Genomic DNA, 13,427 nt, shown 5'->3' with positions numbered 1-13,427 from the left:
TTAACATAAATACACATTACATGGAGTTGATTTTATGAATAAATCTTTAGGACTAATGGAATTTAATAGTATTGCAAGAGGAATAGAAGTGGCAGATATTATGTTTAAGGCATCTAATGTTGAGGTTGTGACATTAAGGCATATATGCCCAGGGAAATTTATGATTATACTTTGTGGTGATGTAGAAGAAGTAAAAGAAGCTATTGAAACATCAAAGGAAATAGTAAATAAAAATATTGTAGCAAGCTTTGTAATTGCTAATGCTCATAAAGAGCTAATAAATGGACTGAAGAAAAGACCTCCTATTGATAATTTTGATGCTGTGGGCGTTATGGAAACTGCTAATGTTACCTCTTCATTAATTTCCTTAGACCTTGCATTAAAATCAGCTTCCATTAAACTAGTAAAACTGGTTATTGGTAATGGTATTGGTGGAAAATCTTATTTTGTAGTTACAGGCTCTGTAAGCAGTGTAGAAGAAGCTATTAAGATAGCTGAATCTATAATTGAACCTAAAAAGATAATTCATAAGACAATTATTCCGTCTCCTAGTAAAATTCTTTTAGAAAATCTATAAAAATTATATAAGGAAAGAGGATGGCTATATGGATATAAATGAAATTATAATGTACATTATGGTAATATTCATGGTTGTAGGAGCTGTGGACAAAATCCTAGGAAATAAATTTGGATATGGAGAGCAGTTCGAAGAAGGACTTATGGCTATGGGAGCTTTAACTTTAGCAATGGTAGGAATTATATCATTAGCTCCAGTTTTGGCAAACTTATTAAAGCCAGTAGTTGTTCCACTTTATAAAGCTCTTGGAGCAGATCCATCAATGTTTGCTACAACATTACTTGCTTGTGATATGGGTGGATATCAATTAGCACAGCAATTAGCAGAAGCAAAAGAAGTTGCACCTTTTGCAGGATTAATATTAGGTTCTATGATGGGACCAACAATAGTATTTACTATACCTGTTGCATTAGGAATTATAAAAAAAGAAGATCATAAATTTTTAGCTAGAGGTGTACTTGCAGGTATAATAACAATTCCAATAGGATCTTTTGTTGGAGGGCTATTAGCTGGATTATCTCCATTAGTAGTTCTTATGAACTTAACACCTATAATAATAGTTGCAATTCTTATTGCTATAGGATTAAAATTAATGCCAGAAAAAATGATAAAAGGTTTTACATACTTTGGAAAGTTTGTAACAGCTGTTATTACTGTAGGATTAGCTGCTATAATAATTGAAACAATAACTGGTATAGTTGTGATTCCAGGAATGGCTCCACTTTCAGAAGGAATAAAAGTAGTTGGAGACATTGCGATAGTTCTTGCGGGAGCATATCCATTAGTGCACTTTATAACTAAAGTGTTTAAAAAGCCATTAATGAAATTAGGTTCATTATTAGGCATAGGGGAAGTAGCAGCTGCTGGTATGATAGCTTCATTAGCTAATAGTATTCCTATGTTTGGTATGATGAAAGATATGGATAATAGAGGAAAGATAATAAACGTTGCTTTTGCTGTAAGTGCTGCCTTTGTATTTGGGGATCATTTAGGCTTTGCAGCAGGTGTTAATAAAGATATGATTGCACCTATGATAGTTGCTAAATTAATAGGTGGTGCTTCAGCAGTAGCTTTAGCTTGCCTTATGACACCAAAAAATGAAGTAAGTAAATAAGATGTTTTAAAGGAGATGTTATATTATGGAGAACATAAATGAACAAGCAATTGAAGAGATAATAAGAAGAATAATAACAGAGAAACTAGGTCAAGTGGCACCTGAATTTGAGAAACATGTAGATCCAAGTGGCATAATGTCAATAAAAACTAGCACTGTAAAACCAGAAAAATTCGATACTGGTAAAGAAGGTGACAAGGTTTACTTAAAAGATGTAGTAACACTTGAAGAAAGTCCAAGACTAGGCTGTGGTGTTATGGAAATGGATCAAACTAGTTTTGCTTGGACATTAAAATATGATGAAGTGGATTATATAATTGATGGAACTTTAGAAATTGATATAGATGGAAGAAAAGTTGTTGGTAATAAAGGTGATTTAATTTTCATTCCTAGAAATTCTTCAATTAATTTCACAGTTCCAAATCATGCTAGATTTGTATATGTAACTTACCCAGCAAACTGGGCAGAACTTGAGTAAAATAAAACTTATTTTAAATAATATAAAAATGCTTATAGACTATGTCTATAGGCATTTTTATATCTATAGGAAATTTTAAAAACTAGAGATAGAAGTAATTTATAACTTTTATCTTAACACTTATTATTAATGATTATAATTTTATTGTAGTTTTTTATTAGTTGTTATCCTATGGTTATTTTAATTAATAATAAAATACAATATAAGATTATTTTAAGTTGTCATCGTTATCTTCTAATATTTCACTATGTTTACGAATAGGCTCACTTTGAGCTTCTGCTATATTATTTTCTAATTCTTTATTTTTAGAGATATTTTCTTCAAGTTCCTCATTATATTGTTTACTTAAAATTTCTTCATTACAGCAACTTCCAGAGTTATTATTAGTTTTTATAGGATATTTTAAAATATGATTTTCATTATTAGGAGACTCATATTTTTTAATATCAGGTATCATTATGTGTTCTTTTGCCTTTTTAAAAACATTACTTTCAACACTAACTTTTGAAGTATTATCAGGACTATTAACATCCATTTGTTCTTGAAGTTTATTATCACAACATTGTAGATCTTCTTCGTCAAAAGATTTAATTATTATATTTTTACCATTATTAAATTTTTCATCAATGCAATCACAAAGTTTTTTATTATGCATTTCAGAAAGTTTATCTGAAACTACTTTTGCTACTGCTGCCACACCAATAACTGTAAGTGCGGTTTTCATAACCTTTCCAAATTTGCTATTCATTATTTTCACTCCTTTAAAAGTCATTACACTATGCTATTAGTAGTTTGTATACTTTTCTATTTTTTATGTAATAAAATATTTTTATACACCTACTTTATTTATAATTATCCTATAGACTATTATTGTTAGTTTTACCTTTTATACCTATCAATAGTATTACCAAAATATATAATCTTAATAATGAATAATTAATTTTCTATTATAGAAATAAAATATATTAAATTTTTTCTTTCTGTATTATCTAAATACTCTAATGTGAGTTTTTTCCCTTTTAAAGCTCCAGCTACCATAAGGTGACAAAGAGCTATGCCACTATCGATTTTATTAATATGATCAAGGGTTTTTGCTATTTTGCCTCGTTTAATTCTATACATATGAATGGCATTATCCTTTTTAAAAAACCTCCAAGGTTGACTGTTAATAGCAGATGGTGCATGTCTTACTGCATTCATTATTTCTAGCCAATCTTCAGTTAGGTTGCAATCTATAATTTCACTTAGAGCTTTTCGTTTTGCGCTAGAAGCTAATTTTGAAGATATATCAGTTTCTCTATTAGGATTAAAGCCTATAGTATCAATTAAGTTATCTTCTAACTTCTTTGGTGTAACATCTCCGTAATGAAGGGGATAACCAAAGGAAATAACTATAACTGCTACATGATTATTGGGTATTTTAATTACATTATTAAGAAGTTCTTTTTTTATAAATCCTCCAATCCAACAAGTACCCAAATTTAAAGCAGTTAATTTGAGTACTAGGTGCTCTAAACTATAGCCTATGTTTTCCATATAGCCTGGTTTTTCTTCAGAGGTAACAACTAAATAATGAGGGGCCTTAATCTTACCGTAGCTTCCAATTATACCTTTTGATATGTCTTGAAATTTTTTGCCCTCTTCTACAATATGAATTTTCATATCTATGTCTGATAATTTAGGGAGAATATGAGTATATTCTTCAACTTCTTTTAGTATAGAAGGTGCTAGGGGCTCTAGCTTATATTTTCTAATAGAGCATCTTTTATAAATTGCATCGAACAAATTATTATCAATCACAGTATTACTCTCCTTTTATAAGCTTTAATTTTTTCATAATATCTTCTAAATGAAGAATATAGCTTTGAATACTACTTATGTTATTGCTGTATTTAAAATTATTTTGAAGTATATCATTAAAGTATATAAGCTCTAGTTCATTTAGAGATTTTTTAAATTTAATCTTACTTTCTCCATCTAAAGAATTGTATCTAAGTAAAATTTCATCATTAAATTCACTGATATTATTATTTAATCTTTCAGCCTTTTTTATATAGTTTTTCCTTCCGAAGAAAAAGAATACTATACAAATCAAAATATAGAATATTGTTATATACATAAAAAGTTCCTTTCATTAGGTATTTATGAGAAGAAAATAAGAATTAGTTATTATATAGCTTCTAACGTTCTCTATTTAAATATATTTCTTATCATAATTGATTATGGTGCATATTAATAAATATACAATACTTAAAGTAAATTTTATCATAATCGTTAAAAAGTATAAAGCCGTATTATTTACAAATATTACAAAGCAAATAAACATATAAAAGAAAAATATATTAGAATATATTATCATAAATAAATCATTAACTATTATATCTGTAGGTATAATTCGATAAAGAAGAATAATAATGCTATAATAAAGCTTTTTAAGTAAAAGATTTTATAAATCTAGTAAAATAGAAACTAATAATTAATAATTTATTAACAATATATTTAAAAAAAGGATATTATAATCATATATAGAAATATTTATAATAAGAGAGTACTTGGAGGTGTTTATATGAGTAAACTATATTATTGTGTTGATTGTAAGAGATTGGTTAAAAATTCAGAAAAGTGTGATTATTGTAATGGCAGTTTTTTAAAAGCAATAACAAATGGAACACCAGTAAATGTAATAGGAACTAAACAAAAAGGAAAAGTGTTAAAAGTAGAAGATAGTACTGTAAAATTGATTGTTATAGATGAAGCTAAAAATAAACTTATAAAAGAGTATAAAGCAGAACAATTAAGAAAGGTACTATAATAAGATATTTTGCATATAATATAAAAAAAGAAGTATTTGTAGCTTGTATTTAACTTATGCATAGACTGTAACAGCTATGACAATTTGTTAAATTAAGAGCTATGAATACTTTTTTTATTATGTCTTGAGCTGTAGAATGATATCTATAATTTTAAAATAAGAATTGTCATAAAATTTGATAAATTGTTATTAAAGTATTAGAATGATTTAGGGGTTAGTACAGAGGAGGGGAGATATGAAAAAAATTAATGGAATAATTTATGCTATGCTTTCTTCAGTAGGTTTTGGCCTTATGCCTATATTTACAAAGATTGCTTATAATAATGGGTTAAATCCTATAACAGTGGTTACTCTTAGATTTTTAGTAGCTAGCATTTTATTACTAGGGTATTTTATTATTTGTAAAGTGAACTTTAAGATTAATAAAAAGCAGCTTATAATACTTATGATTATTGGTGTAACAGGGTATTCTACCACGGCTTTAACTTTATTTTTATCATATAATTATATTACAGTAGGTTTAGCTACTACTATGCATTTTATATATCCAGCTTTAGTAACTTTATTGTCTTTTATAATTTATAAGGAAAAGTTAAATAAACATAAAATAATATCCTTATTATTATCTTTAATAGGAATATATATATTAGTGGGCATGGATATAGGTGGGATAAGTCTTAAAGGAAGTTTCTTGGCATTATTTTCAGGATTAAGCTATGCAGCTTGTGTTGTTAGTATGGCAAGCAAAGCTTTAGAGGACTTAGATAATAAAGTTATAACCTTCTATCTTGCGTTATTTTCAGCAATTGCAATGATTTTATATGGAGGAGTAAAGGGAGAGCTTATAACAACTTTGAATATATATTCTACCTTAGCGGTATTAGGAGTGTCCGTAATCTCTACAATAGTAGCTATTATATTATTTCTTCATGGTGTTAAGATAATAGGAACTTCAAATGCAGCTATATTGAGTACTTTTGAACCTATTGTTGGAGTAATTATGGGAATTATAATATTTAAAGAAACTTTAACTATAGAACTCTTTGTTGGAGGAATATTTATAATAGCATCAGTTATAATACTTTCACGTTCGGTAAAGGATAACTCAATGGAAGGAAAGGAAGAAAGCTTAGAAGAAGTAGGTATAACAAAATCACATATCGAGAATTAACTAAATAACTAATAATTTTTAAGTTGAAAACAAAATAAAATAGATGTTTATAACAGCCCAATATAAACATCTATTTTATTTTGTCATGAAATTGTCATAGTTTTTGTTTACAGTAAACTAAAGAGCATTTTTATTGCAACAGCTAAAGACATGGTTACAAATATAGGCTTTATTATTTTAGAGCCTTTATTAATGGCAAGTTTTGTACCTGCTTGTGCACCCAATATCATAAATATTGCTACTACTGATCCAATCTTATAATCAATAGAGTTACTTATAGCGAAAGTAATTAGTGCGGAGATATTACTTGCAAAGTTTAAACATTTGCTATTAGCAGAAGCATGTAAAAAATCAAATTTATAAATTTTTATTAATCCAAATACTAAAAAAGAACCTGTACCTGGACCGAAAAATCCATCATAAAAACCAAGTAAAAATGCAAAGCATATACCAATTATTATATTTTTCTTTGTAAGACCAGAAAAATTATCTTCACTACCTATATTTTTTGAAAACAATGTGTATATTCCTATGCCTAAAACTAAAGCTAATACTAAGGGATAAAGGAATTCTTGATCAATTAATAATACGGTTTTAACGCCTAATACAGAACCTATTAAAGTAAATGGTACAAGGAACTTTAATAGCTTAAAGTTAATAAAACCAGATTTCCCGAACTTATAAGCACTAGTAAAAGAACCGGTAGTAGAAGCAAATTTATTAGTTCCAAGGCTAAGATGTGGAGATACTCCTGCCATTAAGTAGGCTGGCAGACTTATAAGTCCTCCACCACCTGCTATAGCATCAATAAAGGCAGCGGCAAAACAAGCAATAGATAAAAAAATTAATTTAGCTAACATATTAACACCCCTAACAATATATAATCCATGTAATATTATAAAGGGTATCTATGATATTTAGAAGGGGATTTCTAAAATACTATCATATTAGCTAGTTATTTTCTTGCATATGTCTAAAATAAATATTTTTCACATTAGTATTATACATAAAGAAGTTAAAATTATAATTAAATAAAGATTATCATTTGAATTTATTAATATTTATAAGGAGAGATAAAATGAGCAATAATAATGAACATATAATAAGCTTTAAAGAAATATTCAAAACTACAATAATAGATTTATTAGTTATGTTAGGAATTTCAGCTTTCAGTACTGTTATATTAGACTTTATACTAAGAATATTTGGGTATTTTATTGCGGAAAAAATTCAAACTATATTGGTATTATACTTAATTACATATATAATATATAATGTTGTAATGACATTAAAAAAGGATGGAATGACTTTTGGACAAAAAGCTTCAAAGTTAAAATTAGTAAAAAGTGAAGAAGAGAACAATAATTTACAATCAATCGTTGATAATGAAGAGTAATTATTAATAAATTATAAGAGAATTCAAGAAGAAATCAGCTTTAGCAAAACTAATTTTTAAAGTGTCCATTGATAATTCCTAATTTCTTAAGTTATGTATTAAAGAATAGGAGAAGATACTAGTGAGAAAAAGAAAAGAATATGAATTTTTAATAGAAACTACAGAATTTCCAGGTAAGGGCGTTGCCTTTCATGAAGGAGAGAAAGTAGCTATAAAAAATACATTACCAGGACAAAAGGTAAGAGCAAAAGTTACTAAGAAAAACTCTAATGGAGTAGAAGCTAAACTAATAGAAGTTTTAGAGGATGTAGATTATAAAATAACTCCTCATTGTGAAATATCTAATCAATGTGGTGGATGTAGCCATGCATTTTTATCTTATGAAAAACAACTAGAACTTAAAAGTGAACAGATATTAAAGCTTTTAGATAATGCAGGTATAACTGAATATGAATTTCTAGGGATTGAAGGGAGTCCAAAGGAACTAGAGTATAGAAATAAGATGGAGTTTACCTTTGGAGATATGGAAAAAGGCGGAGAACTTACTTTAGGAATGCATGTTAAAAATCAAAATTTTAGTATAATAACAGTAGATAGATGTAAAATTGTAGATGAAGACTTTAGAGCTATATTATATACAACTCTAGAACACTTTAAGAAAACAGATCTTCCATATTATAAAGTCTTAAAGCATGAGGGATATCTAAGAAACCTAGTGATAAGAAAGGCAATAAATACAGAGGAAATTCTTGTAAATATAGTAACTACAACTCAGAGAGAATATGATTTTACACCTTACATAGAAGAGTTGAAATCTTTAAAACTCACAGGAAAAATCACAGGAATAATACATACATTAAATGATTCTTTATCCGATGTAGTTCAAGCAGATAAAGTGGAAATACTTTATGGAAGACCATATATAATAGAAAATTTATTAGGATTAAACTTTAAAATAAATCCATTTGCCTTTTTCCAAACTAATACAAAAGGTGCTGAAAGACTTTATAGTATAGTAAGAGATTTCTTAGGAGATTCAGACTCAAAAGTAGTATTTGATTTATACTGTGGAACTGGTACTATAGGGCAAATTGTAGCTCCAAATGCTAAAAAGGTAATAGGTATAGAGCTGATAGAAGAAGCAGTGGAAGCAGCAAAAGAAAATGCTAAATTAAATAATTTAAACAACTGTGAATTTATAGCTGGAGACGTAGCAAAAGTAATACAAAATATAACTGCAAAACCAGACATAATAATTCTAGACCCACCAAGAGCAGGAGTACACCCAGTAGCACTAGACTATGTAATAAAGTTTAATGCAAAGGAAATAATATATGTATCCTGTAACCCAAAAACTTTAGCAACAGATCTACAAGTGCTAACAGCAAATGGATATAAAGTGGAAAAAGTTAAGTTGAAAGATATGTTCCCACATACGCCGCATTGTGAGGCTGTTGTGAAGCTGAGCAAGTAATTATAACTAAATAATAAACCTCTGTTTTTATAAAAAAGATTTGATTTTAGAGCTCACAGGCTATGCCTGTGAGCTTTTTGCTTATTCAAAAAAGAATATAAAAAGATTGGGAAAAGGAAGAAGAAAAGAGTTTGAATTCATCGATTATGAATAATTAAGCTTGAAAAAAAGAAGAGAAAAAACAGGAGGAAACCTCTTGAGTCAGAGAAGAAATATAGAAATGAAGATAGCGAGACTTTTGAAGAGCAGAATTAATTGAACAGAAAAAGAAATAATTCTATTCAGAGGAGTTCATTGAAATGTTAAAACAAGAAATAAGTAAGGTATAAAGTCCTAATTGCTATATAAATAGTGATTAGGGCTTTTTGACATACTAAATAATTTAGGCTTAACTATTCAGCCATATTTTACGATATATTATATTGAATGGATTTTTTTATTAATATTAATTTACAATTTAATTTAATGAGTTAAAAATTTAAAATATAAAAAAACTTTGATTTTATTGGAATTGTGCTATAATTTTCAATAAAAGGAATTAATATAGGTTATATTGTATTTTTTACCTATCAATTAATTAATATAATTTATATGTTTTTTATTAACTCAAGTATGAAATAGAAACAAATTAACTTTGATTATTAATTTTTTAATTAATATAAAATTTTTTATTAGCCGAATTAAGGGGGACATAGTTATGAAATCTAAGAAATTAAAATTATCGTTGTTATTGGGTGCTTATGCATTGTGTTCAATGTTATTAACAAGGCCTGTCAAGGCAGATGTTGGAGTTGTTAAGGGTGCTACACCTATTAATCAAGGTATGGCTATTCACGCAGACGATTTTACAATATACAATGATAAAATTGCTGCATCTTTTGCAGTAGGAACAAATAACTACTGGAACATGACAAATGGAAGTATCCTTGATGTTGCTATTATGAAAGATGGCAAATTTGGTGTTGATTTAGTAAATGATATTGAATTTCTAAACAATTACTGGACATCTACAGGAGCATTTAATGGTGAAAATCTACAAAAAAATCCAAAGGAAAATATTACATACAAAATAGAAGAGAATAAGGTTGTTGTTACTGCTAAAACAAGATATTGGACGGCAGGACATAAATTACCTTTAAATGTCACAATTGAGTATACATTAGAAGATGATAAAAATTACATTGGTTTAAAAACAATTGTTGAAAATCCAAAAGGAAATGATGTTTATGAAAACATGTATGGAGGATATTCAATTAGTACTTTAGCTGCTAGCACTTTTGGACCTTTTGGATATTATCCGGACAAAAAAATAACTGGTATCGGAATTGGTGCTGATAAAGATGTTAATGAAAGATTTGGAAATTACGTTGTAACTTATGATAAAAATTATGCTGTTTCCGTTCAATTAGATGGGGCAAATACATATAAAGGGTCAAGTGGATATAAGGATGTCTATGCAAATAATACAATTGAACCAGGAAAGAGCTGTATTTATACAGGTGAAATTTTAGTCTCAGATAAAGGTGAAACAACACCTATTATTGAACGCTTCATAGAAAAAGATCCAACAATTCAATCAGCGAATGTAAACGGTGTAGTTAAGGATTCGAAAGGAAATTCTGTAAAAGATGCATTTGTAGTAATTAGTAAAAAAGGTTCTTATAAGGAAACTGTAAAATCTCATGGTAAAGAACAACTTAAAAAAGATATTATGCAGCCATTTGCTTGGAAAATAACAGATGAAAATGGTCATTTTGAATTTGATTTACCAAAAGATGAATATGAGGTTCATGTTGAAGCTAAGGGATATACACCGTCAGATATTAAGAAGTTAAACCTAACAGAAAATTCAACCTTAGATTTTATGGTTAAAGATGGAGCTCAAGCTTCTCTTAAAGCTGTTGATGAAAATGGAAATCCAGTTGATTTCAAGGTAACTGTATCAGGAATTACATCAACATTTAAAACACTTGGGGGAAATGTATTCTTTACAGATCCAAAAACACATGAAGCTAAATTTGAGGTATCAGCTCCTGAGAATCCTGTAACCTTTACAATTACACGTGCCAGTGATTATGAATCACTTCCAGCTACAATAACAAAAACAATAAAGCCGGGTGAAACGCTTAATGAAGAAGTTGTACTTCCTACATTAATAAAAACAAATTCAAGAAATTGGTATAGTATGGACAACCATCAACATGCAGATTTTGGTGATGGTGCAACACCAGTTAAAGAACTATATAAAGCTCAAGTTGCAGCAGGTTTAAATTATAACCTTGTTTCTGATCATGATGCAGTAGTAAATGATCCTCTTATGGCTGAATTAGCCAAAGAAGGTAACAGACGATTTATTCCAAGTATTGAAGTTTCTCCAGGTTGGGGTCATTGGGGTATTTTAGGTGCTGATTATACAAAGGATCCGATTTCCCCAGATTTAACTCCAGCAGAAATAATTAAAGCTGGACATGATATGGGTGCTCTTGTAGTTGTTAATCATCCATATACAGAATATGGTTTCTTCTATAATAGAGATAGCGTTAAAGGTGGATATGATGAAGGTACTGAAGATTTCGATTTACTTGAATTACAATCTACAATTGATTTAACTGATAGTACTAACATGGATAAAAGAGCATTAGATTCTGCAATGGGATATTGGAATAAAGGTATTAAAAAATACTTAAGTGCAGGTTCAGACCAACACGATGTAACTTCAGGATTATACCCAGGAATTATCAGATTATATGCTTATATTGAAGGGGAAAATACAACTGAAAAGTATCTTCAAACAATAAAAGATGGTCATAGTTATGTAACAATGGGACCTATATTTACACCAAAAGCAAACACAATGTTTGGTACAACACAAAAAGTCAAAGCAGGTAAAAAATACACACTAAATACAGAAATCCAAGCTGTTAATGGATTAAATCATATTGATGTTTACAGCGAAGGTAAGATTATTGCATCAAAAGATTTTGATAATACACAAGATGCTGTTAACTATAAACTAGATGTAAAACCAACAAAAAATACATGGTATAGTTTTGTTGCAACTGATGGAAAAGGTCACTATGCAGTTACAAATCCTATTTGGGTAGAGATTGCGGATGATACTAAAAAACCAGAGTCAAATGAAAATCAGGGTCAAAAGAAAAACCAAGGCCAGCAGAAAAAACAGGATCAGCAGAAAAACCAAGGCCAGCAGAAAAAACAGGGTCAAATAAAGAGATAAAAGTGACTATAGTTGGAAAAGGGGACTTTTCAATACTGCTACAAATACATGCGGAATATTACTAGCAGGTTCTATAATATCATTACTAGGTGCAGGTGTATTTGTATTTAAAAAGCGTCATGAGCAAATTTAAGTTATCCTTTAAAAAGTTATCATTAGTAAAAGTCTTAAGTCTAGGAATTATAGTCCTAGGCTTAGGATGTATTTCTTGGTCATTAATTAATATATGGTCATAGCCAAAAAATTCTTATGATGGAGGACTGATAATATAGAGTATTCATCTGAGTTAGACTTTTACGATAAAAGTACAGTTATTTATAAGCCTGAGAATGGAGATAACTTTGGAACTCTTACAATGCCAACTCTAAAGCGAAAATTTCCCATTATACAGGGAATTGGTGATAAGGAGTTAAAAAAGGTATAGGCCACTTTCTTGAAAGTGCACTACCTGGCGAAGAAGACAACTGTGTTCTTTCAGCACATCGAGATACTGTATTTAGCCAAATGGGTGAACTCAAAATAGGAGATTCATTGATTGTGCAAACGTCAGCTGGAATATTTATTTATGAGGTGAGTGAAACTCGAATAGTCAAGAAAGATGATAAAACGGTAATTGTGCCGGCAGATAATGCGAAACTTACTATGACCACTTGTTATCCATTTTATTTTATTGGAGATGCTCCAGAGTGTTATATAGTTTTCGCAAACTTAGTGAAGAATAAAAAAAGCAGCATCTTAGGATGCTGCTTTTTTTATGGAATTTTGTGGCAAAAATGAAAACTTTGCGTATAGAGCCAACTGATATATTATTTCGAGATAAGATCGTATATGATTTAGATAGTCATGATTTTAAGTTTGTAAAAGATAATAGTGAAATGAAAGATATATTCAATTTATTAAAAAATGTTGAACCTCATTGCATCAATGGATACATTGCGGATAAGGAAATAACGTTAGGCATAAATTGGGTATTAGAAAAAAATCTAAATCAAAAACATGAAGCTTCAGAACCCATATATATTTCATATGAAGAAATATTAACATATATTGATGAAACTGCTCATAATATTATAAGTAGATTATCAGATGGTGTAATATTTCCAAAAAATATTTTGAATTTAGAGTAGAAGATATTGTATTTAAGGGACGGTTCATTTTAATTCTTAT

The 13,427-nt window shown here is 28.8% G+C and carries 12 protein-coding genes and 2 pseudogenes; 10 read left to right on the top strand and 4 right to left on the bottom strand.

The window, feature by feature from the left end; translation table 11 throughout:
- Positions 1 to 34: 34 nt before the first annotated feature.
- The 3 genes from ACY1IQ_RS14720 to ACY1IQ_RS14710 are packed head-to-tail and all read left to right on the top strand — an operon-like array spanning position 35 to position 2,169.
- Complete coding sequence (locus ACY1IQ_RS14720) at positions 35 to 577, top strand: BMC domain-containing protein (protein WP_461614664.1); 543 nt, start codon at positions 35 to 37, stop codon at positions 575 to 577.
- 28 nt (positions 578 to 605) lie between these two features.
- Positions 606 to 1,691, top strand: coding sequence for an ethanolamine utilization protein EutH (gene eutH / locus ACY1IQ_RS14715; RefSeq protein ID WP_461614663.1), 1,086 nt, complete (start codon positions 606 to 608; stop codon positions 1,689 to 1,691).
- A 25-nt stretch (positions 1,692 to 1,716) separates the two neighbouring features.
- On the top strand, positions 1,717 to 2,169 hold the full coding sequence (locus ACY1IQ_RS14710) for a cupin domain-containing protein (protein ID WP_461614662.1): 453 nt from the start codon (positions 1,717 to 1,719) through the stop codon (positions 2,167 to 2,169).
- 208 nt (positions 2,170 to 2,377) lie between these two features.
- Here ACY1IQ_RS14710 and ACY1IQ_RS14705 read toward each other — a convergent pair whose 3' ends face one another.
- From ACY1IQ_RS14705 to ACY1IQ_RS14695, 3 genes are all read right to left on the bottom strand, one after another.
- The gene (locus tag ACY1IQ_RS14705; RefSeq protein ID WP_461614661.1) at positions 2,378 to 2,917 is read right to left on the bottom strand and encodes a hypothetical protein; all 540 of its coding nucleotides are present in this window, start codon (positions 2,915 to 2,917) and stop codon (positions 2,378 to 2,380) included.
- Between the two features lie 188 nt (positions 2,918 to 3,105).
- Complete coding sequence (locus tag ACY1IQ_RS14700) at positions 3,106 to 3,969, bottom strand: nitroreductase family protein (protein ID WP_461614660.1); 864 nt, start codon at positions 3,967 to 3,969, stop codon at positions 3,106 to 3,108.
- Between the two features lie 4 nt (positions 3,970 to 3,973).
- Entirely contained in the window at positions 3,974 to 4,288 is a 315-nt protein-coding gene (locus ACY1IQ_RS14695) for a hypothetical protein (protein WP_461614659.1), read from the bottom strand.
- 447 nt (positions 4,289 to 4,735) lie between these two features.
- On the opposite strand from ACY1IQ_RS14695, the gene ACY1IQ_RS14690 reads away from it, so the two are divergent.
- The gene (locus ACY1IQ_RS14690; protein ID WP_461614658.1) at positions 4,736 to 4,981 is read left to right on the top strand and encodes a hypothetical protein; all 246 of its coding nucleotides are present in this window, start codon (positions 4,736 to 4,738) and stop codon (positions 4,979 to 4,981) included.
- 235 nt (positions 4,982 to 5,216) lie between these two features.
- Positions 5,217 to 6,152, top strand: a complete 936-nt coding sequence (locus tag ACY1IQ_RS14685; RefSeq protein WP_461614657.1) for a DMT family transporter — start codon at positions 5,217 to 5,219, stop codon at positions 6,150 to 6,152.
- Between the two features lie 107 nt (positions 6,153 to 6,259).
- On the opposite strand, the gene ACY1IQ_RS14680 is transcribed toward ACY1IQ_RS14685, so the two are convergent.
- Positions 6,260 to 7,012 (bottom strand): sulfite exporter TauE/SafE family protein, encoded by a 753-nt coding sequence (locus tag ACY1IQ_RS14680; protein ID WP_461614656.1) that lies wholly within the window; start codon positions 7,010 to 7,012, stop codon positions 6,260 to 6,262.
- A gap of 218 nt (positions 7,013 to 7,230) precedes the next feature.
- Here ACY1IQ_RS14680 and ACY1IQ_RS14675 point away from each other — a divergent pair, with 218 nt between their 5' ends.
- From ACY1IQ_RS14675 to ACY1IQ_RS14655, 5 genes and pseudogenes are all read left to right on the top strand, one after another.
- Positions 7,231 to 7,548: an RDD family protein gene (locus tag ACY1IQ_RS14675; RefSeq protein WP_461614655.1), complete on the top strand. Its 318-nt coding sequence runs from the start codon at positions 7,231 to 7,233 to the stop codon at positions 7,546 to 7,548.
- 121 nt (positions 7,549 to 7,669) lie between these two features.
- The gene (gene rlmD / locus ACY1IQ_RS14670; protein WP_461614654.1) at positions 7,670 to 9,022 is read left to right on the top strand and encodes a 23S rRNA (uracil(1939)-C(5))-methyltransferase RlmD; all 1,353 of its coding nucleotides are present in this window, start codon (positions 7,670 to 7,672) and stop codon (positions 9,020 to 9,022) included.
- 697 nt (positions 9,023 to 9,719) lie between these two features.
- Positions 9,720 to 12,393: pseudogene (locus tag ACY1IQ_RS14665) on the top strand (CehA/McbA family metallohydrolase).
- Positions 12,362 to 13,037, top strand: a pseudogene (locus tag ACY1IQ_RS14660) (class D sortase). Before ACY1IQ_RS14665 ends, ACY1IQ_RS14660 begins: the two co-directional pseudogenes overlap by 32 nt.
- Positions 13,025 to 13,387 carry a hypothetical protein gene (locus ACY1IQ_RS14655; protein WP_461614653.1) on the top strand — a complete coding sequence of 121 codons (363 nt, stop codon included), beginning with the start codon at positions 13,025 to 13,027 and terminating at the stop codon, positions 13,385 to 13,387. Before ACY1IQ_RS14660 ends, ACY1IQ_RS14655 begins: the two are co-directional and overlap by 13 nt.
- Positions 13,388 to 13,427: the final 40 nt, after the last annotated feature.

The sequence above is a fragment of the Clostridium sp. Marseille-QA1073 genome, from assembly GCF_054863625.1.
Note: the sequence above shows the minus strand (reverse complement) of the source record. Positions and strands in the feature narration are given on the sequence as shown.